This is a genomic window from Elizabethkingia bruuniana (assembly GCF_002024805.1).
Classification (GTDB): domain Bacteria; phylum Bacteroidota; class Bacteroidia; order Flavobacteriales; family Weeksellaceae; genus Elizabethkingia; species Elizabethkingia bruuniana.
In genome coordinates, this window is the sequence record NZ_CP014337.1 from 1,844,258 (window position 1) to 1,870,242 (window position 25,985).

General features: G+C 36.4%; 24 protein-coding genes. 13 read left to right on the plus strand and 11 right to left on the minus strand.

The features are described from left to right. Positions 1–52: 52 nt before the first annotated feature. The 3 genes from AYC65_RS08600 to AYC65_RS08610 all read right to left on the minus strand — a co-directional run bounded on the left by AYC65_RS08600 (position 53) and on the right by AYC65_RS08610 (position 4,303). Positions 53–2,290, minus strand: coding sequence for a GH92 family glycosyl hydrolase (locus tag AYC65_RS08600; RefSeq protein WP_034867418.1), 2,238 nt, complete (start codon positions 2,288–2,290; stop codon positions 53–55). Between the two features lie 89 nt (positions 2,291–2,379). After that, positions 2,380–2,922: a GLPGLI family protein gene (locus AYC65_RS08605; protein ID WP_234300270.1), complete on the minus strand. Its 543-nt coding sequence runs from the start codon at positions 2,920–2,922 to the stop codon at positions 2,380–2,382. Between the two features lie 358 nt (positions 2,923–3,280). Further along, a complete protein-coding gene (locus AYC65_RS08610) occupies positions 3,281–4,303 on the minus strand; it encodes a 3-oxoacyl-ACP synthase III family protein (RefSeq protein ID WP_034867420.1) in 1,023 nt (340 codons plus the stop codon). Between the two features lie 222 nt (positions 4,304–4,525). Here AYC65_RS08610 and AYC65_RS08615 point away from each other — a divergent pair, with 222 nt between their 5' ends. Further along, positions 4,526–5,431, plus strand: a complete 906-nt coding sequence (locus AYC65_RS08615; RefSeq protein ID WP_034867421.1) for a magnesium transporter CorA family protein — start codon at positions 4,526–4,528, stop codon at positions 5,429–5,431. 191 nt (positions 5,432–5,622) lie between these two features. Here AYC65_RS08615 and AYC65_RS08620 read toward each other — a convergent pair whose 3' ends face one another. Beyond that, entirely contained in the window at positions 5,623–6,744 is a 1,122-nt protein-coding gene (locus AYC65_RS08620; protein WP_034867423.1) for a DNA polymerase III subunit, read from the minus strand. Positions 6,745–6,961: 217 nt separating this feature from the next. Here AYC65_RS08620 and AYC65_RS08625 point away from each other — a divergent pair, with 217 nt between their 5' ends. The 3 genes from AYC65_RS08625 to AYC65_RS08635 are packed head-to-tail and all read left to right on the plus strand — an operon-like array spanning position 6,962 to position 9,872. Next, positions 6,962–8,233 carry a membrane protein gene (locus AYC65_RS08625; protein WP_034867425.1) on the plus strand — a complete coding sequence of 424 codons (1,272 nt, stop codon included), beginning with the start codon at positions 6,962–6,964 and terminating at the stop codon, positions 8,231–8,233. 1 nt (position 8,234) lies between these two features. Then, positions 8,235–8,825: an LPS export ABC transporter periplasmic protein LptC gene (gene lptC, locus AYC65_RS08630; protein WP_034867562.1), complete on the plus strand. Its 591-nt coding sequence runs from the start codon at positions 8,235–8,237 to the stop codon at positions 8,823–8,825. Further along, complete coding sequence (locus AYC65_RS08635; RefSeq protein WP_034867426.1) at positions 8,826–9,872, plus strand: anhydro-N-acetylmuramic acid kinase; 1,047 nt, start codon at positions 8,826–8,828, stop codon at positions 9,870–9,872. A gap of 198 nt (positions 9,873–10,070) precedes the next feature. On the opposite strand, the gene AYC65_RS08640 is transcribed toward AYC65_RS08635, so the two are convergent. Next, a complete protein-coding gene (locus AYC65_RS08640; RefSeq protein WP_034867564.1) occupies positions 10,071–10,457 on the minus strand; it encodes an SRPBCC family protein in 387 nt (128 codons plus the stop codon). 39 nt (positions 10,458–10,496) lie between these two features. On the opposite strand from AYC65_RS08640, the gene AYC65_RS08645 reads away from it, so the two are divergent. Beyond that, positions 10,497–11,102, plus strand: coding sequence for an NUDIX hydrolase (locus tag AYC65_RS08645; protein WP_034867427.1), 606 nt, complete (start codon positions 10,497–10,499; stop codon positions 11,100–11,102). A gap of 65 nt (positions 11,103–11,167) precedes the next feature. Here AYC65_RS08645 and AYC65_RS08650 read toward each other — a convergent pair whose 3' ends face one another. Further along, the gene (locus tag AYC65_RS08650) at positions 11,168–12,439 is read right to left on the minus strand and encodes a UDP-N-acetylmuramoyl-tripeptide--D-alanyl-D-alanine ligase (RefSeq protein ID WP_034867565.1); all 1,272 of its coding nucleotides are present in this window, start codon (positions 12,437–12,439) and stop codon (positions 11,168–11,170) included. Between the two features lie 67 nt (positions 12,440–12,506). Beyond that, positions 12,507–13,049: an NAD(P)H-dependent oxidoreductase gene (locus tag AYC65_RS08655; protein ID WP_059333757.1), complete on the minus strand. Its 543-nt coding sequence runs from the start codon at positions 13,047–13,049 to the stop codon at positions 12,507–12,509. Positions 13,050–13,144: 95 nt separating this feature from the next. Here AYC65_RS08655 and AYC65_RS08660 point away from each other — a divergent pair, with 95 nt between their 5' ends. Together AYC65_RS08660 and AYC65_RS08665 are read left to right on the plus strand one after the other, a co-directional pair. Continuing rightward, positions 13,145–13,516, plus strand: a complete 372-nt coding sequence (locus AYC65_RS08660; RefSeq protein ID WP_034867428.1) for a winged helix-turn-helix transcriptional regulator — start codon at positions 13,145–13,147, stop codon at positions 13,514–13,516. Between the two features lie 81 nt (positions 13,517–13,597). After that, positions 13,598–15,907 (plus strand): FUSC family protein, encoded by a 2,310-nt coding sequence (locus AYC65_RS08665; RefSeq protein ID WP_034867429.1) that lies wholly within the window; start codon positions 13,598–13,600, stop codon positions 15,905–15,907. Here AYC65_RS08665 and AYC65_RS08670 read toward each other — a convergent pair. Next, the gene (locus AYC65_RS08670) at positions 15,844–16,461 is read right to left on the minus strand and encodes a 4'-phosphopantetheinyl transferase family protein (protein ID WP_034867430.1); all 618 of its coding nucleotides are present in this window, start codon (positions 16,459–16,461) and stop codon (positions 15,844–15,846) included. The genes AYC65_RS08665 and AYC65_RS08670 overlap by 64 nt on opposite strands. A gap of 56 nt (positions 16,462–16,517) precedes the next feature. Here AYC65_RS08670 and ahcY point away from each other — a divergent pair, with 56 nt between their 5' ends. From ahcY to AYC65_RS08690, 4 genes are all read left to right on the plus strand, one after another. Next, positions 16,518–17,831 carry an adenosylhomocysteinase gene (ahcY, locus tag AYC65_RS08675; RefSeq protein WP_009084409.1) on the plus strand — a complete coding sequence of 438 codons (1,314 nt, stop codon included), beginning with the start codon at positions 16,518–16,520 and terminating at the stop codon, positions 17,829–17,831. A gap of 112 nt (positions 17,832–17,943) precedes the next feature. After that, positions 17,944–18,528 (plus strand): TMEM175 family protein, encoded by a 585-nt coding sequence (locus AYC65_RS08680; RefSeq protein WP_034867431.1) that lies wholly within the window; start codon positions 17,944–17,946, stop codon positions 18,526–18,528. A gap of 56 nt (positions 18,529–18,584) precedes the next feature. Beyond that, positions 18,585–19,919, plus strand: coding sequence for a PDZ domain-containing protein (locus AYC65_RS08685; RefSeq protein WP_034867432.1), 1,335 nt, complete (start codon positions 18,585–18,587; stop codon positions 19,917–19,919). Between the two features lie 4 nt (positions 19,920–19,923). Beyond that, complete coding sequence (locus AYC65_RS08690) at positions 19,924–20,454, plus strand: hypothetical protein (RefSeq protein ID WP_034867433.1); 531 nt, start codon at positions 19,924–19,926, stop codon at positions 20,452–20,454. 339 nt (positions 20,455–20,793) lie between these two features. On the opposite strand, the gene AYC65_RS08695 is transcribed toward AYC65_RS08690, so the two are convergent. Next, a complete protein-coding gene (locus AYC65_RS08695) occupies positions 20,794–21,825 on the minus strand; it encodes a L,D-transpeptidase (protein ID WP_034867434.1) in 1,032 nt (343 codons plus the stop codon). Between the two features lie 216 nt (positions 21,826–22,041). On the opposite strand from AYC65_RS08695, the gene AYC65_RS08700 reads away from it, so the two are divergent. Together AYC65_RS08700 and AYC65_RS08705 are read left to right on the plus strand one after the other, a co-directional pair. Further along, a complete protein-coding gene (locus tag AYC65_RS08700; RefSeq protein ID WP_034867436.1) occupies positions 22,042–22,617 on the plus strand; it encodes a Crp/Fnr family transcriptional regulator in 576 nt (191 codons plus the stop codon). A 69-nt stretch (positions 22,618–22,686) separates the two neighbouring features. After that, entirely contained in the window at positions 22,687–23,130 is a 444-nt protein-coding gene (locus AYC65_RS08705; RefSeq protein WP_034867437.1) for a carboxymuconolactone decarboxylase family protein, read from the plus strand. A gap of 91 nt (positions 23,131–23,221) precedes the next feature. Here AYC65_RS08705 and AYC65_RS08710 read toward each other — a convergent pair whose 3' ends face one another. Then, complete coding sequence (locus AYC65_RS08710; RefSeq protein ID WP_034867439.1) at positions 23,222–24,268, minus strand: MBL fold metallo-hydrolase; 1,047 nt, start codon at positions 24,266–24,268, stop codon at positions 23,222–23,224. 130 nt (positions 24,269–24,398) lie between these two features. Then, positions 24,399–25,982: a Na+/H+ antiporter gene (locus AYC65_RS08715; protein ID WP_034867440.1), complete on the minus strand. Its 1,584-nt coding sequence runs from the start codon at positions 25,980–25,982 to the stop codon at positions 24,399–24,401. Between the last annotated feature and the right edge of the window lie 3 nt (positions 25,983–25,985).

The following is a 25,985-nucleotide window of genomic DNA, read 5'->3' on the forward strand; positions in this document are numbered from 1 at the left end:
AAAGAATGCAGCCCTTTAGGGCTGCATTCTTTATTATGCAAGTTCTTGTCTTCTAGTTTTCCATAGACTTCGGCCAGCTCTTAGGATCCTTTCCAAAGTTCTTATTAGGTGTTGCTCCCATATTAAAGGTTAGGTTACCTCCTTTCAGCATTTCGTCATGAGTAATGTATACTTTATCGTATGGTTTACCATTTAAGGTTACCGACTGGATATAGATATTTGTCTGCGAATTATTTTTAGCTTCAATTGTAAAGGCTTTACCGTTAGGCATTTTGATTTCAGCTTTATCTAACGAAGGACTTCCAAAAACATATTCCCCGGTTACCGGATTTGCAGGATACAATCCCATAATAGACCATACTGCCCAGGCACTCATTTGTCCTGCATCTTCGTTACCTGCATATCCATCCGGTTTATCACTGTACATGGTATCTATAATCTGTCGGATACGTTCCTGTGTTTTCCATGCTTCACCAATATAGCTGTACATATAAGCTATGTGGTGGCTTGGTTCGTTACCATGGGCATATTGCCCGATAAATCCACTGGCATCCGGAGAGGTAAAATCTCCATGCATTACAGAAGGTGCTACAAAAAGAGCATCCAGCATTTTGCTCAGTCCGTTTTTAGCCGGGAATAACTTTGCAAGCCCTCTTACATCATGAGGCACAAAGAAGGAATGCTGCCATGCAGTACCTTCAATATATTGGCTCTTATCGAATTCGTGTTCGGAATAAAAAGGATCAAAAGGCTCTACAAACTTACCATCCTTGTATCTTGCTCTCATAAATCCGGTTTTAGGATCGAAAAGCTTCTGGTAATTTTTTGCTCTTTTACTAAAAGTTTCAAAGTCTTTTGTTTTACCTAATTTCTTGGCTACCAAAGAAATTGCATAATCATCGAAGGTATATTCCAATGTTTTAGTTACGCTACCACCTCCTATATCCTGAGGAACATAACCATATTCATTATATGCTGGCACTTCTCTTACTTTCTGAAACGCACTCGCCAGCATTGCTTTGTATGCTTTTTCTTTATCAATCCCCGGAATGTCTTTCAGTATCGCATCTGCCAATACAGGAATAGCGTGATATCCCGTCATTGTATTGGTTTCGTTTGTACTAAGATCCCACACCGGAAGCAGACCATATTCATCATAGAAAGCAAGCATGCTATTGATAAGAGAGGTATATTTTTCTGGTTGTGTAATAGTTAACAAAGGATGTTCAGCACGGAAAGTATCCCATAAAGAGTACAATGTATAGCGCTGTTCACCGTTCGGCATTTTCTTTATTTCATTTTTGTAATTGCCATATTCTCCATCCTTATCCGAATACAAAGTCGGCGTCAGAGCAGTATGATACAAAGCTGAATAGAAAATACGTTTCAGAGATTTGCTTTTAGCTTCGATTTTAATTTTGGAAACTTCATTTTCCCATACTTTATCTGCATTAGCAGCTACCTGGTCAAAATTCCAGTTCGGAATTTCACCTAATGCAGCCAAAGCTTTATCAGCACTGGTTGTAGAAAGAGCAACTTTTATTTCTACTGCATCCGAAGGATTAAAAACCAATTGTGCATTTACACCAGTTTCCTTAGATGAAATTTCTTTGTCTTTGGATTTCTTACCGTTTAGCAAAATTTCTTTGATCGGTTTAGAAGTTTTTAAAGCAAAAAATACTCTCTGGTTTTGTGCCCAGCCTTTAGAGAATCGTTGTCCAATAATGGTATTATTATCGACAATAGTTAACTTAGTATCTGTTGGTTTATCCCAGTTAAATGCATGGTGCAGATCCAGGCGGATAGTTGGTTCGGTTGTCCCTGCCGGGAAAGTATATTGGTGATACCCTACTCTTTCTGTAGATGTCAGTTTTGCTGTTATTCCGTTATCCAGCTTTACCTGATATAATCCGGCTGCAGCTTTTTCGTTTTTATGTGAATAAAATGTACGTGTATCTACTACCGACTGCTCTACAGGTTTTAATAAAGGCATTACAGCTATATCCAGCCAGTCACCAATTCCGGTTCCGGAAAGATGCATATGACTGAACCCTGCAATATAATCGGATGTGTAATGATAACCACTCACCCAATCCCAATCACCACGCCCGTTATCAGGACTTAGCTGTACCATGGAAAAAGGAAGTGATGCTCCCGGATACGTATGACCGTGCCCTCCAGTTCCTATCAATGGATCAATATATTGGGTTAATTTTTCCTGTGCAGAAAAGTTAGCAATGGCTAACGACGTTAATAAAATGAGTATCGGTTTCTTAGTTTTACTTTTCATTCTCAGATTTTAAACGACTAAAATACTGGATTTTTAAATGAAAAAAAACTCTGTATCTAAAAATGATAAGCTTTTTAAGCTTTTCGGCCTTAATTAGTTTTATTAAGCAGAAAATTTTTATCGGCTTCAACATAAGGTGGCAGGTTCTTTCGGATCATTGCCTGAAAATCTTTGGTCATTTTAGTAAAATCCTGTACTTTCATTTCTTTATCTTCATAAACGATCTCATTACCTTTTTGAGTAGATTCCCTTTCTTTTTGGTAAGGATTTTCATAGAAGTCAGATAATAATTTATTATACTTTTCCCAGGTAATACTAACGGCATTTTTAACATTTAATGCCGGTTGTACCGAGGATTTGGATAGATTTTCAATTTTCATCAATGAATATTTAAATACTCCGTTCGTATCTTCTGCTTCGAAAACCAACCCTGGTAATCCGTTAAATTTATAAGGTCCTTCTGCAAGCGGAATTTCATTGCAAAACCAAACCTCCCAATTTCTCCCTCCGAATGACGCCGTTGCTTTCTGTAATTTGTATTTCTCAACAGTTTTATAATCATTCATCAGTTTCCAATCCAAAATATCGGTTGTTTTGATTTTGAAGTTATTAAGTTTAAAATCCTGTACCAAAATTGTGTTTTCAGATGTACCACTTTTTCTTTCTATAGCCTGTACCAGACCAGAAGGCTTTTGTCCTGGTGTTATAAACTTGGCCTCATAAAAATTAACTTTATCATTATTAATATCCAGGTATACAGTGGAGTTCTTTTTTTAAGCCATCGGGATAAGTTACCTGAAGATTGTATAATATTCTTTTCTGAGCTTGTAAACTTAATCCCGATAAAGATAGAATTACAAGAAAAAAGTGAGTAATAGTTTTAGTCATATGTCATTAGTTTCTGAAACGAAAATAACAGATTTTCAGAATATAAAAAACTCTGACATTTTTAATGGCAGAGTTCTTATATACTTTATATTTTCTGTAAGCTTAGTATTCGAATAAAACACTACCCCATGTAAACCCACTACCAAAAGCGGAAAGACATACAAGGTCACCTCTTTTCATTCTTCCTTCTTCAATGGCTTCACTTAATGCGATAGGAATAGAAGCTGCAGTTGTGTTTCCGTATTTCTCGATATTCACCATTACTTTTTCATCCGGTAATCCAAGCTGCTGCTGTACATATTGTGCAATACGTTTATTCGCTTGGTGTGGGATAAGAAGATCAAGGTCTTCTACTTTTTTACCAGCTTTCTCTAGTGCTTCATGAATAGTTTCCGGGAAACGTGTAACAGCATGCTTAAATACAAAATTACCGTTCATGTGCGGGTAAATTTCTTCATCCGGAATAGCATCAGGTTCGTTTTTCAAACGTACACTCCTCCCGTATTTTGTTCCGGGGAATTTTGTACAAAGTTCATCAGCATATTGTCCTTCTGAGTGCATATTCGTTGCAAGAATCCCTTGTACATTATCATCATCAGATGCAGATAGTACAATAGCACCTGCTCCATCACCAAAGATTACAGATACGCCTCTTCCACGGTCGGTAAAATCTAATCCAAATGAATGAATTTCTGCACCTACAACCAGAATATTTTTATACTGACCTACCTTGATGAAAGCATCGGCAACACTCATTGCATATACAAAACCAGAACATTGATTCCTGACATCTAATGCACCTATTGTATCACATCCCAGCATATCCTGTAACAGAACTCCGCATCCCGGAAAATAATAATCCGGAGAAAGGGTTGCAAATACGATGTAATCAATATCTTTTGCCGTGAGGCCTGCACTTTCGATTGCTTTTTTTGAAGCCTGCAAACCTAAATAGGCTGTAGTCTCTTCAGCATCGTTTATATTTTTACGGTAATGACGTTGTTTGATACCAGTTCTTTCGGTAATCCACTCGTCGTTTGTGCTCATTAATTTGGCCAGATCGTCGTTTGTCACAACTTTTTCCGGCACATAATAACCAAAGCCTTTTATGACACTTTTCTTCATGTTTCTTTTTTTATTTTAACAGAGTTTTATACAATTACAAGACAAATATCCTGTCTAAAAAATTGCATTCACTTAAAAAGTTCGGCAAAAATAGCACTTTATTCTTTACATAGTAATATTTAGTTTTAAATATCTGTAGACATGCTCGTTACGATGGTAAATTTCATACATAAAATCACTGATAGTAGTACATCGAAAGAAATTTTATATTACATTTGCCTCATGCCTATCAAAACTTTATTTCACAATCATAACTGCGAATGGATAGATGTTGAAGCACCTACGGAGGAAGACCTGGACTTCCTGCAAAACAGGTATGAAATTAATAAACTTTTACTCCAGGATACTGTAGATCCGAATCACCTTCCTAAATATGAAGAGGCGGATAACGTTAAATTCTTTCTGACAAGGGAGAATACAGAACTGGAGCGGATAAATCTAAATTCCATTAGTGATGTGAGTACCAAACTGGGAATATTTATTATAGGCCAGACCATCATTACAGTCCACAGACTTGGTACCAGTAGTGTAATAAAAACTAAAAATGAACTGGACAACAGTAAAACTCCGGATCTTATTACTGTAGAAAGAATTGCGCTAAGGCTGGCTCATAAGGTCATTAAAACTTTTGATGCAGAAAGTGAAAATCTTCTGGAATTGCTTGACAAAATTGAGTCTGAAATATTTTTAAAGAAAACATCTCACACCAATCAGATTAAGCGTCTGTATAAACTAAAGCGTAAAACAGGACTAAACCTTCGTATTCTGAATATCTCATCTGACTGGGTTCAGAATTTCAATAAACTTCCGCTGGAACATGTAGAAGTAATGGACCTTGTAGACAAACAGAAGGATGCTATTGCCGACTTTGAACATCTGAATCAACAGGTAACCAATCTTATTGGTATGTTCCTGGCGATCAGTGATCAGAAAAACAATGAAGCCATGAAGATATTGTCTATGTACTCTATCTATTTCTTACCCATTACTTTTATTGCCGGCGTATACGGAATGAACTTCGACGTTATGCCAGAGCTTCACCATAAAAGCGGCTATTATGTAACACTGGGTGTTATGGCAATGGTTGTTATTATTACCTTTATTTATATGAGAAGAAAAAGGATGTAATACATCTGTATTTCTTAGAGCCTGCTTAAATTTTAATTCAAAATAATATTAGACTTCGTCAGGCTCATTATAAATCCAGCTCAGTAAGACATTATAATAGCTCACGTGAGAACACTTTAGATTAATAATCTCCAGTACCCGAAGTATTTTCTATTTAAAACTTAAACAGGCTAATCGGTCTTATATAACAGTTAATTTGCCGATCTATGGATATAACGGGTCAGTTTGATTCCCATATCGGTCCATATAATTTTGGCATTTCCGTTTCGGTACAGGTGAAGATTTGCTTCGGATAATTCTTCCAGAATAGATTCAATGTTAGCACCATGGATAAAGCGGGAAAAACCTTCCCATTTAAAACCATTTTTGTTTAATGATTTGTATACCAGATCATCGGCCGCATAGTTATGTAATAGTGCCAAACGGAAAATCTCTGCACAATAGTCCAGGAACTTTTTCTGTTTCTCTCTGCTCCATGAAGAAATCTCACGGGCCCATAAAATAAGATCTTTTATAACACCTGGTTTTGTTTTAGCCTGAAAAGCATTTCGAACCCATTGGATAAAAAGCGCCTCAAATTCTTCATTTGCAGCATTATCAGACATTAATTTCATAGCGAGATTCCAGTCTCCCTGTGCCTGAAAAGCCAAAGCTCGGGCATTATCTACAGAAATATTAAACTGCTCTGTCAAAGCATTTTCTAAATCAGCAGGTGGTAGTTTGGGAATATTCACCAACTGGCAACGTGATAAGATTGTAGGCAAAACGAAATCTATACTTTCTGCCAAAAGCAGAATAATAGTTTTCTCAGGTGGTTCTTCCAAAAATTTCAGAAACTTGTTGGCTGCCTGATCATTCATTTTTTCAATCTTGGTCATGACTAAGACTTTATAGCCGCCTTCAAAACTTTTAAGTTTGAACTTATCTATAATTTCTTCAACTTCATGAACTGAAATGATCATTTGCTTTTTTTCGGAATCTAAGCGCATGATCCAGTCATCGTCACTTGAATAAGGATTTTCCAAAATCATATTTCTCCATTCCTGCAGAAAATTCTTACTAAGAGCCTTTCCACCTTCTGTATAACTTGGAAAACTAAAATGAAGATCGATATGGTTAAGGTTTTCAACCTTATGCCTGGCAGATGAATTCTCTTTGGCAAGAATCTCTTTAACATAAGCTAAAACCAGTGGCAATCCTCCGTACCCTTCTTTCCCGACAAATAATTGGGCATGACTGATACGGCCTTCTGTTACCGAATCCTGAAGCATTTTCTTTATGGCATTCTGCCCGACAATTTCATTCCAGTGCATAGCACAAAGATAAGCACCGTAATAACAAAACACAAACCTAAATGAAAAGCAAAAGCAACAAACGGAGTATTAAATTACATTGTAAAAGCAATAAATTGAAGTAGAAACAAGCATAAGTCTTTAGCTCTTTCACATTATTTAACTTATTTTAAGGGGTAAATAATTTTTAGCTTTCATTATTTATTATGATATTTGCGCTTTGTTAAGCAAATCGTACATGAACAAAATCTTTGTTTTCGCTTTAGTCGCATTAGGAACAACTCTTAGTGCTCAGTCTATCGGAAATTCTCCGTATGCAGTATTTGGGCTTGGAGATGTTAAATACAATAATGACCTCAATATATCTGCTATGGGTGGTATTTCTGCAGCATATATCTCAGATTTCACCAATTCATTTAACTTCGGCAACCCGGCAGCCAACTTCAATTTAGAGCTTACTTCTTTAAGAGGTCAGGTTACTAATGAGAACAGTTTCTATAAATCCGATTATAATAATTATAGTAAGACTAAACATTCTAACTATCTTTCTAATATATCGATAGCAGTTCCGTTATCTTCCAAAGTTAAATTTGGTTTAGGATATCAGCCATACAGCTCCAAAACCTACAATATCTTAACAACTAAAAATATAGGAGATGAAGGTAATCAGCAGGCTAATTTCTTTAAAGGTGAAGGAACAATCAGTACAGTAGAGGCGGCTTTATCTTATCAGGTTATACCTGGTTTAGGTTTAGGTTTAAGAACTAACTTCTATTTCGGTAAGGTATCCGATATCGAAGAAGTTACTTTTAAAAATGCCGAACTTATTAATGGTTATCAGACCACCAATAAAGTAAAAAGTTTCAACTTCACTTTAGGTGCCGCTTATCAGCATAAAACAAGTACAGACCATAAAATTACAGCCGGTGCGACTTATCAGTTCGGTAACGGAGGTACAATGGAATCTACATATACCAACAGTACTTATTTCTACACTGGTGAAAACAGACAGAATGTAAATGTTATAGACCAGAACGTAAGTAAGTCTAAAAACCTAATTCCTCAGATATTTACAGCTGGTATCGGTTATGGTAGAGATGCAAGATGGTTTGCTTCTGCTCAGGTAGATTACACAAAAGGAAGAACCATTAATTTCCTTGGAAATCCATTCGAATACAAAGATGGTTATAAAGTGTCTGCCGGTGGATGGTTTATCCCGAACGCAAATGACTTCAGAAGTTATTTCTCTCGTGTGATTTACAGATATGGAGCGTTCTATGAAAAAGGAGGACTTAACATCAATGGTAAAGATATCAATGGTTACGGATTAAGCCTTGGAGCTAATTTCCCTATCAAACCTTCTATTAATTCATTCAGCAGCATTGATTTTGCTGTAGAATTTGGTAAGAAAGGAACTGTTCAAAATAATCTTGTACAGCAAGGATTTATCAACTTCAAAATTGGATTTAATTTTGCAGACCGTTGGTTCATTAAAAACTTATACAACTAAGATGAACATCTTACATAAGATATTTTCTAAAAAATTAGCCGGAGTATTTCCTTTGGCTATTTTTTTTCTGCTTGTATCTTGTGAGGAAGACCAGAGTAAAGCCGGCGGAAAAAAGAAAACTAATTTCCCTTCGCAGGTTTTTTACAACGCCAAAATCATTCAGCGTGATTCCGGTCGTATTTCTATGAGGTTTAACGCTCCACTTATCGAAAAGTATGAATATCTTGATACGCCGTATGTAGAAACCCGAAAAGGTCTTTATATAGAGTTTGTAGATCAGAAGAATCCTAAAACACCTGGCAAGCTATGGGCGAAATATGCCAAAATGATAGAGAAAAAGGATTTTTATCTTGCAAAAGGTGATGTAAAAATCATCAATCCGGAGGGTCAGACTTTCAAAATGCAGAGTATCTACTGGGATAAGAAAAATAAAAAAATGTATACTAAAGATACTGTATTCATTACCGATAAAGAAGGAAACATACTGATTGGTTCTCACGGTATGAAGGCTAAAGACGACTTTAGTCAATACAGCTTATACAGCAGCTTCGGAGAAGCAAACTCCGAAACTATGCCGGATATGAAAAAATAAATGAGGGATTACCACTGCATAGGTCTTATGTCCGGGACCAGTCTGGACGGACTGGACATCTGTTATGTTCAGTTTACTAAAGGCCCACAGTGGGACTTCAAAATACTTAAAAGCTATACATTACCCTACTCTTCTAAGTGGAAAGAAAAGCTAAGATCTGCTGTAGATTTATCATCAGAAGATCTTCTGGCGCTGCATTCTGAATATGGCTTTTATTTAGCCGAATGTACACAAAACTTTATCCGGGAACATAAAATAGAGAAGCTGGATGTAATTGCTTCCCACGGGCATACAATTTTCCATCAACCACATCGGCATTTCACGCTTCAGATTGGCGATGCAAGAGCTATAAAATACAACACCAATAAAACTACGGTATACGATTTTCGTTCTCAGGATGTAATGATGGGTGGAAATGGCGCTCCATTAGTTCCGATTGGTGATCATTTATTATTTTCAAAGTATTCTGCATGTCTGAATCTAGGTGGGTTCACCAATATTTCTTACGATGAAGCAGGTAAGAGAATAGCGTTTGATATTTCTCCGCTTAACATTGTTTTAAATACGTTGTGCAATAAACTGGGACAGGAATATGATCAGAACGGAGATATCGCCAGAAACACAGCTATTGATAATATTCTTCTTCAAAAGCTTAATGCCTTATCATTTTATAAACAGCCTGCACCAAAATCACTAGGCATAGAATGGGTAAATGCTGAAATTACACCTTTGCTGCAAAATGTATCTGTTGAAACTGCTCTGGCCACATTAACCCATCATTCTGCGGAACAAGTAGCAGCTGTATTAAACCAAAAACAGTTCAAAAACATTTTGGTCACAGGTGGTGGTGTTTACAATCGTTTCTTTATAGAGTCTTTACAAGCTTTAACTTCAACTCAATTAATCATTCCGGACCAACAGACCATAGAATTCAAAGAAGCGCTTATATTTGCTTTTATGGGGCTTTTAAGGATATTGGGAGAAAACAATGTTCTTGCATCTGCGACAGGAGCAGCAAAGGACCATTCCAGCGGAATTATTGCTTAGTACTTTCTTTTATTTTTAAATCCCAAATTTAGCTTTGGACTTGTAATCCGAAACATCTTTTTTTTGGATTAAATAGCCTTGCCAAGGTTTGAAACCTTGGCAAGGCCAGATATTAAATAATAAAAAGACCGGAGAATTGCTCTTCCAGTCTTTATTTCATGATTATAATGGATTACAAATCCGCTACATCATCTATATTTATAAGCTTTCGATCTTGTCGGTTAATGAGTTGATGAAGTTCTGAAGCGGTTTTTCAACCATCATTTTAAGAAACGGATTGAATTTCCCTTCGAATAATAATTGAACTTCAGTTTGGGTATCACTTACCGGATTCATAACCCCTCTTAGTGCAAAATCCAAAGAAGAACTTGCTGAAGCTAATACCACTCCCTGGTCTGTAACCTCCTGAATTTTAAGACCAATCTTAGGAAGACCGCTTAATTCAAAGTTAAAACCACCTTCCTTTACTTCAAAAGTCTTAAGGCTGTCCGGCATTAGTGCTTTATAGTCCTCCGGCTTTTGCAACATTTCTTTTAATTCAGCAACCGATTTATTTACGACAACTTTTCTACCTTCTAAATTCATTATTTTTATATTTTTGTACTTAATTATAAACCCTAACAAATGTATAAAGTTTTTATCAATGAGCGAAAATTATCCTTCACAAATGCTATTCAGCAAATTGATAAAAATTTAGAATTTGTGGATGTCAATACATTTAGTATTGCTATAGACCTGTTAGAGAACACTTCAACGCCGTCTGTTAATATTTATGCCGAAAATGTAGAAGAGGTATGGAATACTTTTTCTGCCTCATTCAGAAATATTGAAGCTGCCGGCGGTGTTGTACTGAATACAAATGATGAAGTTCTTTTTATCTACCGTATGTCCAGATGGGATCTTCCGAAAGGAAAAATGGAAAAAGGAGAATCTAAAGATTTAACAGCTCTGCGTGAGGTTGAAGAGGAATGTTCTATCACGGATCTTTCTCTGGAAGAATTCCTAAGTTCTACCTATCATATGTATACGGAAAGAGATGGCAGCAAGATTTTAAAGATCACACACTGGTACAAAATGCGTCACCATGGCAATCAGCAGCCATTACCACAGGAAATAGAAGGTATTACCAAAGCAGAATGGAAACCACAAAGTGATATTAAAACAGAAGTTTTCCCAAATACCTTCCAAAATATTCGTTTGATATTGAATGAAGCACTGGATTTGGAATAACAATAAGTAATAAATAAAGGGCAATGAATATTCATTGCCCTTTATTTATTATCTATAACTCCTTTTTACAGAAGCTCAATTAATTTTTCCAAAGCTATCCCGCGGGAACCTTTAAGCAATATATTCTGAGTAAGAACAGGTTTTTGTTTCAGATAATCGCCGGTAAGAGCTGTACTTTCAAAAGCCAGCTCGGAAGCATTGACTTCTTTAAACTTGGGACCAACGGTGATAATACTGTCAAAATTTAAACTTTCCGCCAGCGCCAGAATTCTTTTGTGTTCTCCCCTGCTTTCATCGCCAAGCTCCAGCATATCTCCTATAATAATAGTTTTGGATCCTTTATACTGGCTGAAATTTTTGAGAGAAACTTCCATACTACTCGGGTTGGCATTATAAGTATCTAATACCAATGTTTTCCCTTCTCTTTCTACGATCTGGGAACGCATATTCGTCGGTGTATAAGTCTCTATGGCTGTTTTTATAGCTGTCTCTTCTACTCCGAAATATTTGCCTAAAGAAATTGCTGCGCAGATATTATTGAAGTTATACTCTCCTGTTAATTGAGAAAGTGCCTTCTGATCGTTAAACAGAATCCCGATTCTGTTATTTTCAGTAAACATTCCATACTGATAATCGGAAGCAGAAGTACCAAAAGTTATTTTTTTACTGTAAGCAGCTGTTTTTTCTTCTTGTATAGCATCTGCCTGATTAACCAGAATATTTTTATCATTGGCTTTTAGATAATCGTATAACTCCGATTTCCCTTTAATTACGCCTTCAAAACCTCCAAAACCTTCTAAATGCGCTTTACCAAAGTTGGTGATATAACCATAATCAGGTTGAGCAATACTGCAAAGCAGTTCAATTTCTTTTTGATGATTGGCTCCCATTTCTACTACAGCCATTTCATGTCCTGGCTGGATAGATAAAAGCGTTAAAGGAACTCCAATATGATTATTAAGATTTCCCTGTGTATACTGAACATTGTATTTCTGAATCAAAACAGCGTGAATAAGCTCTTTTGTTGTTGTCTTACCGTTACTCCCCGTTAATCCTATAATTGGAATATTTAGATTTTTACGGTGCTCTTTTGCCAGATCTTGTAATGTCTGAAGTGTGGATGGAAAGCAGAAAATATTATTTTCCGGATTATTAAAATCAGGATTCTCAATTACTACAGCTATAGCACCTTTATTTATAGCCTCCTCAGCCTGTGTTGCCGCATCAAAACTTTCACCCGAAAAAGCAAAAAACAAATCTCCTTTTTCAATCTTTCTGGAATCTATTACGACCTTATTGCAGGTTTTATAAATAGCGTATAACTGTTCAATATTCATGGCTTCAAAATTATAAAAAAGAAATAAAATATTGTACAACCAAAGCAAAAGTATTGCTTGTAAAAGTCTACATTTTTTCTAAAAATTCAATATAAGCCGGAATACTTTTTTCAATCCATTCCGATGAAGCATTCCGCTCAATCCCAAAATATGCATATAAAGGTTTATAATCGGCTTTAATATATTTAAAAGTGAGTTCAAAAGGTGTTGTCAGTTCCTTAAGCGTATAATTGTAGACACCCTCTTTAGAGTATTCTTCTTCATCAATTCCTACACTGATTACCAAGGCAACCTTCTTCTCTGCAAATTTATATCCACTTTTACTGCCGTATGCCCAACCGTATACCAGTACCTCGTCCAGCCATTTTTTTAGTAAAGGCGGAGCACTGAACCAGTAAAATGGAAATTGAAAAACAATTTTATCATAGGCTTCTATAAGCATTTGTTCTTTTTCAATATTTAACTTCTCTTCCGGATAAGCTTTATATAAGTTATGTATATAATATTGGTCCGGATATTTTTGCAGCTCTTCTATCCAGCGCTTATTAATTACTGATTTTTCGATATCAGGATGAACCAGAATGACTAATATTTTTTCTTCTTTTTTCATATTCAAACTAGAATTATATTGGACAAAATTATTTACAAAACCCTTAATTCACTATATTGTACACCCATTGTAAGCTCCTATAAAAAATGTAAGTGATGACAAAAATTAAAGACACTTCAACAAATTTTGCCAATAAAAAAGCCCTGACTGAAGAATGTCAGGAAGTATACGCAGTTAATATTATTGGCGGACAGTGGACACTCGCCATTTGCTGTTATCTCATAAACGGAAAATTACGTTTTAGTGAGCTAAAACAATGCCTTCCCAATATTACAGAAAGAATGCTGGCACTGGAATTGAAAAAGCTGGTTGAGTATAAAATAATTCAAAAGTTTGTATATGCAGAAGTGCCTGCCCGTGTAGAATACGAACTGACTTCAATAGGTTATAAACTTCATAACATAATAACTGAATTGGGAAAATGGGGTAATGAGCATAAAGAATTAACCAAAAAACAGGAAGCTTAATTAATATTGATTTAACAAAAAAATCATATTTCCCAGTTATAAAGGCTTTCATTCTTATATTAGCTTTGCTAAATTTGCAAAATGAACCGAATCGCCGAATTGAAGAAATTCATGACCAGCCAATATATTTATTATGGCCTCAGAATGACCTTTGCAGTAGTAGTCCCCTGCATTATTATGGCCTATTATGGTGTTCTGGCTGAATACTTTGCTTTTCCTCTTGGTACCATGCTTATGACGAATATGGACCAACCCGGCCCCTTCATAAGACGCCGGAATACTTTTATCATTGGAATTATCTGCTTTTTCATTGTATCTCTGGCCATTGGACTTACCTACCAATACCCCATTATTGTTGCAGCAGAGATTATTCTGTTCGGAATGTTCTTTTCTCTTATCGGTATTTATGGTACCCGACTTTCTGCAATGGGATCATTAACCCTTGTTGTATTTGCTATTCTTATCGATGGGCACTTTGGTGGCGGAAAAGTTATCCAGACCTCTGTTACACTTACTTTAGGCGGTTTATGGGCTTTTCTTCTGTTTTTTATATTGTCTAAGATTCAGCCCTACATACTGGTAAAACAGATTCTGGGAGAAAACTTTATAGAGCTTGGAAACTTTATCCGGATAAAATCTAAATTTTACAGAACCAAACCTGATTTTGATGCACTTTTTCATGAGATGATGTCTTCACAGATTAAGCTGAAGGAGCATCATGAAGATCTGCGTGAAATACTTTTTACTACCCGGACGTACGTTAATGAATCTACTACTACCAGCCGTATTATTATGCTGATGTTTCTGGAGAGTATAGATCTTTTCGAACAAATTCTTACTTCTCAGCAGGATTATAAAACCATGCATGAGAAATTTGACGATAAAAATATTCTCCCTTCTATTCATCGTTATATTGAGATTATTTCATCTGAACTTATCAATATTGGTATAGCAGTACAAGCCAATCAGAAAGCTTTTCCAATTGCCAATCTCGACAAGGAACTGATGAAATGTTATCAGCTGTATTATGACCTTCGTAATACAGAAATGAATCATGAGAACTTCCAGGACTTTATGATGCTTCGTCAGATCCTGATGAACCTTAGTGAAATTACCAAAAAAGTAAAAACTGTTTATCGTGCATCTGGTTACGATGAGAAGCTTGCCAAAAGTTTATCTTTCGGTCTGGACTTTGAAAAATTCGCTCCAAAAACTGAAAAAATCAATCTGAAACTGCTGAAATTTAACTTGTCTTTAAAATCAGCCCACTTCAGACACGCCTTGCGTATAACCATTGCATTGCTCATCGGTTATATTGTTTCGTTGGTCACATTCGTACAAATTGGACATTCTTACTGGATTCTGATCACGATACTGGCAATACAGAAACCAGCATTTAGCATTACCAAATCCAGAAATCTCCTAAGACTTGGCGGAACACTGGCAGGTGCCACGCTCAGCTTTGCTATTTTATACTATATCAGTAATACAACTGTACTCTTTATTATCCTTTTGGTTAGTATGGTATTGTGCTATACTTTCCTTAAAAAGAAATACATGACTGCTATTTTCTTTATGACAATCTATGTATTTATGTCCTTTAATTTCCTTTCACCAGGAAACTTTCAGGTAATCTTTGCAGACCGTATTATTGATACGCTTATCGGTGGTGCTATCAGCTTTTTGGTTTCTTATTTTGTATTTCCGGTATGGGAAAGGACACAGAATAAATCCTACGTTATTGACGCCATTAATGGTAACAAAGCCTACTTTAAGATTGTCTGTGAAATGATTACAGAGAAAGATGTAAACATCACTCAGGATTTCAAAGAGACCAGAAAAGATGCCATTATTGCATTGGCTAATCTCTCGGATAACTTCCAGAGGATGTTATCTGACCCTAAATTCCAACAGCATTTAAGAATTAAACGTATTCACCAGTTTGTCAATACCAGTCATCTTCTTACCGCTTATATCGCCTCGCTTTCTATGTATGCTCAGAAAAATGATACTTTCTCTGAAGTAGATTTAAAAAACTGGAGAAAAAAGATTATGCTGGAGTTTACCAAAATGCAGCTTTTACTAGGTGTAGAAGGTATTACTGAGGAAAGCCTGAAAGAATTCGAAGACTATCAGGAGCCTTCTGACAAAATAGAAACCTTACTGGAAAAACGCCGCCGTGAGATTATGGAAAAAGAAGTACCTTTTATTTCCAATCCGGAAAAAATCAGCAGGCTGACGGAGCTAAAAAGCATGAACGAACTTCTCGCTCTTATCAATAACGTAACCGAAGAACAGGTGAAAGTAATTGAAAGATTCCTCAGAAATCAGGATTCTACAACTATGGAGAAAAAGAAATCATCAAATCTCTTTAGCTGGGCCCAGAAATAATCGGAAAAAGTATCATCATATACCTTGCATCTTACATTATCCAGATGGTGTAACTGAAAAGCTTCAACTTCGTAATTCTTTTTCAGTGACCAGAATTTGGAATGATGCAGTTTGTAAAGAGATTCCTTTACACACCATATAGCTGTAAGGTATTCCTTTTCTTCTTCGGGTACTATAAATGAAGACTCCTTAAGGGTAAATTTGTGTTTTATTTTTACAATTTTATCCTTTACCATTTCCAGGTCTATACCTACTTTTTTATCAGAAATAGCGATAGCTGCAAGAGGAAAAGAATGGCTTATTGAGATTTCTTTATCCGCAGGCATCAGATAAGGCTCTCCGTTTTCTTTATACAGTATTTTATGCTCCGGCAAAAGCTGTTTCAGCATTTTGCGAACCATCAATACTTCTGATAGTTTTTTGGGATGATAATGGGTAACCTTTTCATAATTTTCAGGTTCCAGAAGTTCTTGTGGGTTCAGTTCTTCACTCTCATCATACTTCCATACCCATACAACGGCTTTATTATCGGAGAAATTCTGGTATAACGGCATATTTTGCTAATAGGATTATAGATTGTAAATTTGCAAAAATATATTAATTCAAATTAATGGAAACTAAAACACAATACGTTCCTTACAAAGTTAAGGATATTTCTCTGGCTGAATGGGGAAGAAAAGAGATAGAACTGGCTGAGGCTGAGATGCCTGGTCTTATGGCTATCCGTGAGGAGTACGGTCCACAACAACCGTTGAAAGGAGCACGCATCGCAGGATGTCTTCACATGACAATCCAGACAGCTGTTCTTATCGAAACTTTAGTTGCTCTTGGAGCTGACGTTACATGGTCTTCTTGTAACATCTTCTCTACTCAGGATCATGCCGCTGCTGCTATTGCTGCTGCCGGAATTCCTGTGTATGCATGGAAAGGTATGAACGAGGAGGAATTTGACTGGTGTATCGAGCAGACACTTTTCTTCGGAGAAGACAGACAGCCACTAAACATGATCCTTGATGATGGTGGTGACCTTACCAATATGGTTTTCGACAAATACCCTGAATTAACAAAAGATATCAAAGGTCTTTCTGAAGAAACAACTACAGGAGTTCACAGATTATACGAAAGAATGCAGAATGGTACATTAGTAATGCCTGCAATCAACGTAAACGATTCAGTTACTAAGTCTAAATTCGACAACAAATATGGGTGTCGTGAGTCTGCAGTAGATGCTATCAGAAGGGCTACAGACGTTATGCTTGCTGGTAAGCGTGTTGTAGTTTGTGGTTTTGGAGATGTAGGTAAAGGTACTGCAGCTTCTTTCAGAGGAGCAGGTTCTATCGTTACTGTAACTGAAATTGATCCAATCTGTGCATTACAGGCTGCAATGGAAGGTTATGAAGTAAAACAACTGGATACAGTTGTAGACAACGCAGATATCATTATTACAACTACTGGTAACTTCGGTATTGTAAGAGGTGAGCATTTCGAAAAAATGAAAGACAAGACTATCGTATGTAACATCGGTCACTTCGATAACGAAATCGATATGGCATGGTTAAACAAAAACCATGGTGCTACTAAAGTAGAAATCAAACCTCAGGTTGATAAATACAACGTTAATGGCAATGATATCATTATCCTTGCTGAAGGACGTTTGGTAAACCTTGGTTGTGCTACTGGCCACCCTTCATTTGTAATGTCTAACTCTTTCTCCAACCAGACATTAGCTCAGATTGAACTTTGGGTACATTCTGACAAATATGAAAACAAAGTATATACTTTACCTAAGCACTTAGATGAAAAGGTAGCTGCACTTCACCTTAAGAAATTAGGTGTAGAGCTTGAAACACTTTCTGAAGAGCAGGCTAAATATATCGGTGTAACTGTAGATGGTCCTTTCAAACCAGACTACTACAGATACTAAGATATAGTATACTAAAACTTATAAAAAAACTCCCGGAATATTCCGGGAGTTTTTTACTTTTATTATTCTGTTCTGAAAAAAATAATAATATATAAAAACTATAATCAGGATTATGAAAACATCTCGTTTAGAAGCGTTTAGTGACGGCGTTATTGCCATTATTATAACGATTATGGTATTGGAGCTAAAAGTTCCTGATACCACTAGCTGGTCTGCTTTGTACAGTTTGTTGCCTAAATTTATTTGTTATATCCTCAGCTTTATTTATGTTGGTATCTACTGGAACAATCACCACCATATGCTGCATTACTGCACCAGTGTTAATGGCAGAATTATGTGGAGTAACCTGTTTTTCTTATTCTGGCTTTCTCTGATGCCATTTGCTACAGCCTGGATGGGGGAACATCACTTTGATAAAAATACAACCATTACCTATGGTATACTCCTGATATTTGTGGCTATAGGCTATACCATACTCTCCTATCAAATACTGAATCAGGAAGGAAAAGACTCTCCGTATGCCAAAGCCATTGGTAGCAGTTATAAAGAAAAAGCATCCATAATATTATATATTTTAGGAATTGCCAGCTCGTTTTATCAGTCATATCTGGCGCTTTTCTTCTTTTATGTTGTCGCCATTATATGGATAATACCAGACCGCAGATTAGAGAAAAATGTAAATCACAAAGATTTGTAAAGTAACAGAAAAATGTTTTGCACAAGCAAAGCATTTTTTTATTAACTTCACATAACATGAAACGCTTTATTATTATATTACTAATTACCATAACAACTTTTTTCAAAGGCCAGAATAAAATGGAATTAGAAAAAGGAACAAAAGCTGTTATACCGTTTCAGTTAATCAATAGCCTTATTTTTATCCCTGTACAGCTTAATGGTGTTAGCCTCACTTTCCTTCTCGATTCAGGTGTTGGCAATACTATTATATTCAGCACCCAGGATAAAGATCTTAGCCTTAATGATGTTTCAAAAATGAAATTTACGGGATTGGGTGGCTCTGCGGAAATAGAGGGAGTTCTTTCCCAGAAAAACATTCTTAGTTTCGGAAAAGACCTCATAGACAAAGAACACACAATATACCTGATTCTCAATGAAGAATTTAATTTTTCTTCTCATATAGGGATCCCGGTTAATGGTATTATCGGATATGAATTTTTTAAAGACTACCCTGTTAAAATTGATTATGTCAAAAAGAAAATTACTATTTACTCCAATCAGAAAGAATTTGAAAGAGCTGTAAGAAAAGCTGCTCCGTTCGGCATTACTCTGGAAGGTGATAAACCTTATATAATGGCCGATATCCAGATGACTACAGCACCTAAACCTTCCAAACTTCTCATTGATCTGGGAAATGGTGATCCTGTATGGATATTTCCGAGTCTGATTAAAAACTTTGTTTACAATCGACCTAACATCGATGACTATTTAGGCCGAGGTTTTAATGGTGACATTTTTGGAAAAAGAAGCCGAATCAGAAGATTTTCTATAGGCGAATTTAGTTTTGAAAAGCCTTTAACTGCTATGCCGGACGAATTTTCAATTCAGCATCTGAAACTTGTTCCGGATAGAAAAGGTTCCATAGGCGGAGAGATACTAAGAAGGTTTACTGTTTTCTTCGACTATCCCAATTCTAAAATATACCTAAAGAAAAACAGAAATTATAACGATCCGTTTCATTTTAATATGAGTGGTCTGGATCTTCGTCATGACGGTATGATATGGGATAAAGATCTGGTTTCTATACCTACCACTAAAAGTAAAGAATCTCCACGAGAAGGAGTGGAAGTTAACCTTGGTGATAGCTTTCAATACAAATTTGTGCTCAAACCATCTTATTCTATTGCCGGATGCAGAGAAGATTCCCCTGCTTATAAGGCCGGATTAAGAAAAAATGATAAATTAGTAACAGTAAACGGGAAGCCTGCCGGCAGTTATACACTGGAACAACTCAACGAGTTATTCAAATCTGAAGAATTTAAGGTTATTAAAATAACAGTTACCAGAAACAGTGAGACCTTTAATTTCAGTTTTGCATTGGAAGATCCGATACCCTATCAGGAAAATTAGAATTATGGAAGAAGCAACACTCAATAGCATACGAAACAGACCCCGGTTCAAATTCAGTACAAAACTCTCTCCGGTTGAATATGAGCAGCATCTACTGGAAATGATACGGGCAAATCCTCTTATTCATGGGAAAATAAACAGAGAGGTTGCCAGTATATGGGTGAATAATAACATCGATAATTACTGGAAGCCTTATTTAGCCATTAGAATAGAGAAAAGCAGTGAACAGGAGGACCATACTGAGATAAGAGGTATATTTGGTCCTAGTTCTGCTGTGTGGACATTCTTTATGTTTTTATATTTTCTTTTCGGGATATTCTTTATGGTCTTTATTTCACTATACTATGTTGAGATTCAGATTAAAACCGAAAACTACCCATGGGCTATTCATGCCAGTATAGCCTGTATTGTACTAATCCTGTTAACCTGGATGGCTTCACAATTCGGGCAAAAGCTGGCAAAAAAAGAAATGGAAATTCTGAGAAAGTTTGCTGAAGAAACTTCGGACAGTATAGAAGTTAAAAAGGAGGAATAAGGTCTAAGTACGAAGTTAGAAGTACGAAGTTAGGAGTTAGAGTTTCGAAGCAGGAAGTTCAGCAATTAGTACCCATTTGCTTATTCAGTATAAAAGAAACAAAAGTTTTACAAATGATGATATCATATACCATCTTCCCAAATATTAAGAGCCTTTTTAAATTTTATTGTTAATACTCTTCGACAGGCTCAGAGTGACATTGCTCGTCCAATATATCTTCCTTTTAGGAGTGTCAGGCTGAGCCTGTCGAAGTCTAATATTTTTTTAATCAAAATTTAAACAGGCTCTAACTATTCTATTGAACATAAAAAAAACCGGAGTAAACTCCGGTTTTTCTAGTTATATTGTAGCTTTAGGCTTTGCAGTGTCCTGCTGTTGTTTTGCTTGTTCCTTTTCTTTTTTAACTTCTTCAAGAACTTTTACCCTATTGTCCTGCTGTTTTTTTATTTCTGCAAGAAATGGTGTTACTATTTCTGTCAATTGTTCTTCAGAAATATCATTGGCTTTAGGATCGTCCATTAGTTTTTTCCATGGTCTTCTTTGCCCCCACGGATAATCACCATATACAATAACCGGATTTCCTTTTGCACGTACTGTTGCTCCGCCTTTATTCAGAACCCATTGATCGCCCCAGTCATACATCCATTTAGCATCTTCTTCCAGAAGTCTCAGACACGAATGCGATGCCGGATAGCCAGGCATTGAATACTGGTGCCAACCTATACCTTCCTGATTAGCAATATTAAAGTTCCATTTCAGCTTCCATTCATCGCTTACAGTACTAATAACCTCTTTACCTTTCCAGTTAGTAAAATGCAGTCCTCTGGTTGTTTGATGAGCTTTGGATCCCATACTTGTAGGTCCCCACTTCACCAGTTTTCCGTTTTCGTATAAAGCATAAGCCTGGATAGGGTAAGAGAAGAAAGCAATTTTTGGTATTGAAGCCATGGCCTCAACATATTCCGGGAATGGAGAATAAGCCAGGAAATTAGATTCCAGTTTATTCGGTACAATAAGCGTATCTGCCTGTCCCATATTTTTTCTATCCAGGCGGTTCAGCGCCAGGATATTGTGAAGATCTTCTCCTTTATAGCTGTTCAGAAAGACTTTTCTCAGCGAATCATTTCCTTTCATAGGCCACGCACTATAATCAGAATTGCTTTTAATGCTAACTGTAGGTCTTTCAACTTTTACAATTGTGTCTTTTTTCGGAACCTCTACAGAATCTTTTTCCTGTTTAGGATCTTCTACTACTGTAGATGTAGTGTCGGTGTGATCGGGTGTAGATGAAACTGTTTCGTTTTGCTTTTTACACTGCAATACGATAGCACTTATCATCACTAAACCAGCAAGTTTAAAACTTTTTTTCATGAACTGATAGTTGTTAAAGTTTTGTTAAAACAATAATGATACCAAGATGTAAAAATTACGAAAAAATAAAATATTAATTCCCTATAAAGTGATAAAATATGTAAAATTTATATTATAAAACCGACAAAAATCATTTTGTAATCAACTTCAGATATCTTTGCTTTTTAGTATCTTAGTTCCATTAATATGAATTTTCATTTATAATCTATTCGGAAAATGTTTCAGATCTTCAGAGCCCATGTGGACAAATTTATTGAAATAGACGGTGAGGAGTTTGAGAAAGTGACTTCTTTTTTCCGGATTAAAAAATTCCGAAAAAAGGAAGACCTGATTACTGCAGGTGAAATCTGCAGATATCATTTTTTTGTTCTGGAAGGATGTCTCAGAAAGTTTTACATTACCTCGAAGGGTTCTGAACAGACCACAGAATTTGCCATTGAAACCTGGTGGATTACTGATAATATGGCCTATGAGCATCAGTTAAGGACTGATTTCAGTATTCAGGCGGTTGAAAATTCAGAGGTTTTGGTGATTGAATATCAGGATCAAGAACGCCTGTTAAGAGAACATCCTGTAATGGAGCGTTATTTCAGATATGTTTATCAGCGTTCTTATGCAGCTGCGCAAATGCGGGTAAGATATATCTATACATTTTCCAAAGAGGAAATGTATCTTCATTTTCTGGAGCAGCAACCTCAGTTTGTACAGCGGATACCACAATATCTGATCGCCTCTTTTCTGGGGCTTACACCTGAATACTTAAGTGAAATAAGGGCTAAAAAGATTTCTTAAACCAGCTTAAGTTTTTTCAGATGCAGATTTTTCAACTTTGTAACATCAATATCAAAATACTTGGAAACAATGGAAAAACGCATCAACATTGCTCAGACAGAGCCACAATTGTACAAAGCTATGTACGGTCTGGAAGCAGCGACTGCCAAAACGGAATTATCAAAAACTTTAAAAGAGTTAATAAAAATCCGCGCCTCACAAATTAATAATTGTGCATATTGCCTGGATATGCATACTAAAGATGCTATCAAAAATGGTGAAACCCAACAACGCATATTTGTACTAAGTGCATGGCGGGAAGCTACATACCTGTTTACAGAAGAAGAACAGGCTGTACTGGCTATGACTGAAGAAGTTACATTAATAAGCAACACCGGAGTATCCGAAGATACTTATCAAAAAGCATTAAAACATTTTACTAAAAATGAAGTAGCACAAATTATTATGGCAATTATTACTATCAACGCATGGAACAGAATAGCTGTCAGTACTCATTTACATATTGGCGAATAACCTATTGTAAACAAGCTCAGTAAGATTTAGAAATCACGAAGGCACAAGTATGATACTTGTGCCTTCGTGATTATATTTATAAAGCTGCTGGTTACATAATCTCCTGCCACCATTTATCCCATTTTTTATTGAGCTCATTCAGGTTCAGCTTCTCTCCTATTCTGGGAGTTGCCACTGGAATACTTTCAGCTTCTGCAGCAGCAGTTACCTTTTCCAGTGGTTCATACCATGGGTGCTGTGCCAGTTTAAACTTGGAATTGTGTACCGGAATAAAGCTTTTTGCTTTCAGTTCTTTTACTTCGGTCATCATCTCATCCATAAGTGTATGAATATATGGCCATTTATCTCCGTATTGTCCACATTCCAGTATAGCAAGATCAAAAGGTCCGAATTTCTCACCAATATCTTTAAAATGTGGTCCATAGCCACTGTCGCCTCCCAAAAATAATTTCATTGCAGGAGTCTGTAATACAAAAGAAGTCCATAAAGAAATATTACGTTTAGTCAGTCTTCCGGAGAAGTGTCTTGCTGGTGTCAGGGTCACATTGAAACCATCTCCAAGATCTATACTGTCATACCAGTTCTTTTCAATAATTCTGTTTCTGTCCCAGCCCCAGTATTCAAAATGCTGAGCTACTCCAAGTCCGCAGATTACCGTTTTAACTTTAGATTTTAAAGCCTGTACTGTTTTATAATCTAAATGATCCCAATGGTCATGGGAGATTAATAAAACATCTATCACTGGCATATCTTCCGGCTGATAATGATTGGATCCTTCAAATGCTTTTACAGAGCCTGGTACAGGCGAAGCGTTGCCGCTGAATACAGGATCCACTAAGAATCTTTTCCCATCTAACTGAATAAAATAAGAGCTGTGCCCAAACCATACCATAACATTTTCTTCCGGACTAAGATTCTTCAAGTCTGTATCCACATACGGAATAGCCTTTCTAGGTCTTGTATCCGGGTATTTTGTTTTCAGAAAAGTCCATAATACTTTACCCATTTTCTCACCTTCAGCCAGCGCCGGAGTGGGAACCAGGTTATGAAACTGCCCGTTTTTATAGTTAGGTAATGTCTCAAAGAACATTCTACGCTCATTATCAGGGAATTGCCCCATTTGTTTTATCAAACTCATTTTGTCATTTTAAACTGCTTATAGTGCAGCCTTTGAAATTTATATTCTATATTTTAATACAGACTGTGAATAGCCTTATATTATAGTAAGACGATTAAACTTTTAAAATACTTTAAGTGCCTGCTTAAATTTACCCTATTTTTAATCTTTCTTCTTCCAAATCAAGCTTTATAAGGTAATGTCTTACAAACTCTTCATCGATTTTTGGATTATTTCTATTCTCTGCTCTTAGCCACATCCGCTGCTCTTCCAGAGCATTTAAATACATTTCTCTCGTCTCATCTGAAATTTTATGGGAAGCTTCTTCTTTGTCTTCTTTTTCCCACTGATCCATCATTTTGCGGAAATATGCATTATCGCTTTTCCTATGACTGTAATTTTCATTCAGATAAGTAAAAGCTGCATGTCTCATTCCTCTTCTTAAGAATTCCTCTGTCTCATCTTTTGATAAATAATCACCTTCTCTTTCTGTAATATTTAAAACATTAATCAGTCCCGGTAAGGTTAATCCCTGCAAAATCAACGTCACCAGAATTACAATAAACGTAATAAAAAGTATCAGATTCCGGTGCGGAAACAATTCACCATTATCCATTTGCACAGGAATAGATAATGCTGCTGCAAGCGAAACCACTCCGCGCATACCAGTCCACCCAAAAAGTATTGGAGCTTTAAATCCCGGATTTCTGTCAGCTACATTAATAAAATTACGCGCAATAAGGGTTACAATAACTGCACCAAAAGCCGCAATGAAGCGTACAATAATAAGAGTCAACGTAATCAGTAAGCCATAACCTACAGCTTCAGAAAGCCCTACTCCTTCATTGTGTAATCCCTCCTGTATTTCCGGCAAATCCAATCCAATAATTAGGAACACAATACCATTGATGAGAAAAGCAAAACTCTCCCATACATTCAGTCCTCTGAGGCGCGATTCGGAGGTACGAAGGAATTCATGCCTTCTCACAGAAAGATACAGACCACCGCTTACTACTGCCAGTACACCGGAAGAATGAACCTCTTCAGCCGCAATATACATTACGTAAGGAGTTACAAGACTTAGAATAGTATCCATATTGACATCGGAGGGAAATATTTTATGAACTTTTAAAAAGATAAAAGCGAGTAAAACTCCTATTCCAATTCCACCAATAATCATCCAGCCAAAGCTTGTGGCGGCATCCTGCCAGATCAATTGCCCTGTAGCTACGGCTACCATTGCAAAACGGAAGATAATAAGTGAGGAAGCATCATTAAATAAGCTTTCACCTTCCAGTACTGTAGAGAAGTTTTTGGGTACTTTCACAAACTTCAGAATAGCACCGGCACTCACAGCATCCGGAGGTGAGACAATCCCTCCCAGTACAAAGCCTAAGGCCAGTGAAAATCCGGGGATATAAGAGTTGGCTACAAAAGCCACTGACAAAGCGGTAAGGAAAACCACGATGAAGGCAAAGCTGGTAATAATACGCCTCATACGCCATATTTCTTTCCACGAAACGGAAAAGGCAGCTTCATAAAGCAACGGAGGCAGGAAAATTATAAAGATTAATTCAGGATCTATTTTTATTTTGGGAATACCGGGAATAAAGCTAATTGCCAGTCCGGCAACAACTAAAAGTATAGGATAGGCAATTCTTAATTTATTTGCCAGCATAATCGCTAACAGGATAACCATTACCAGTCCCAGATAAAATACAAAATTTTCAACCATATG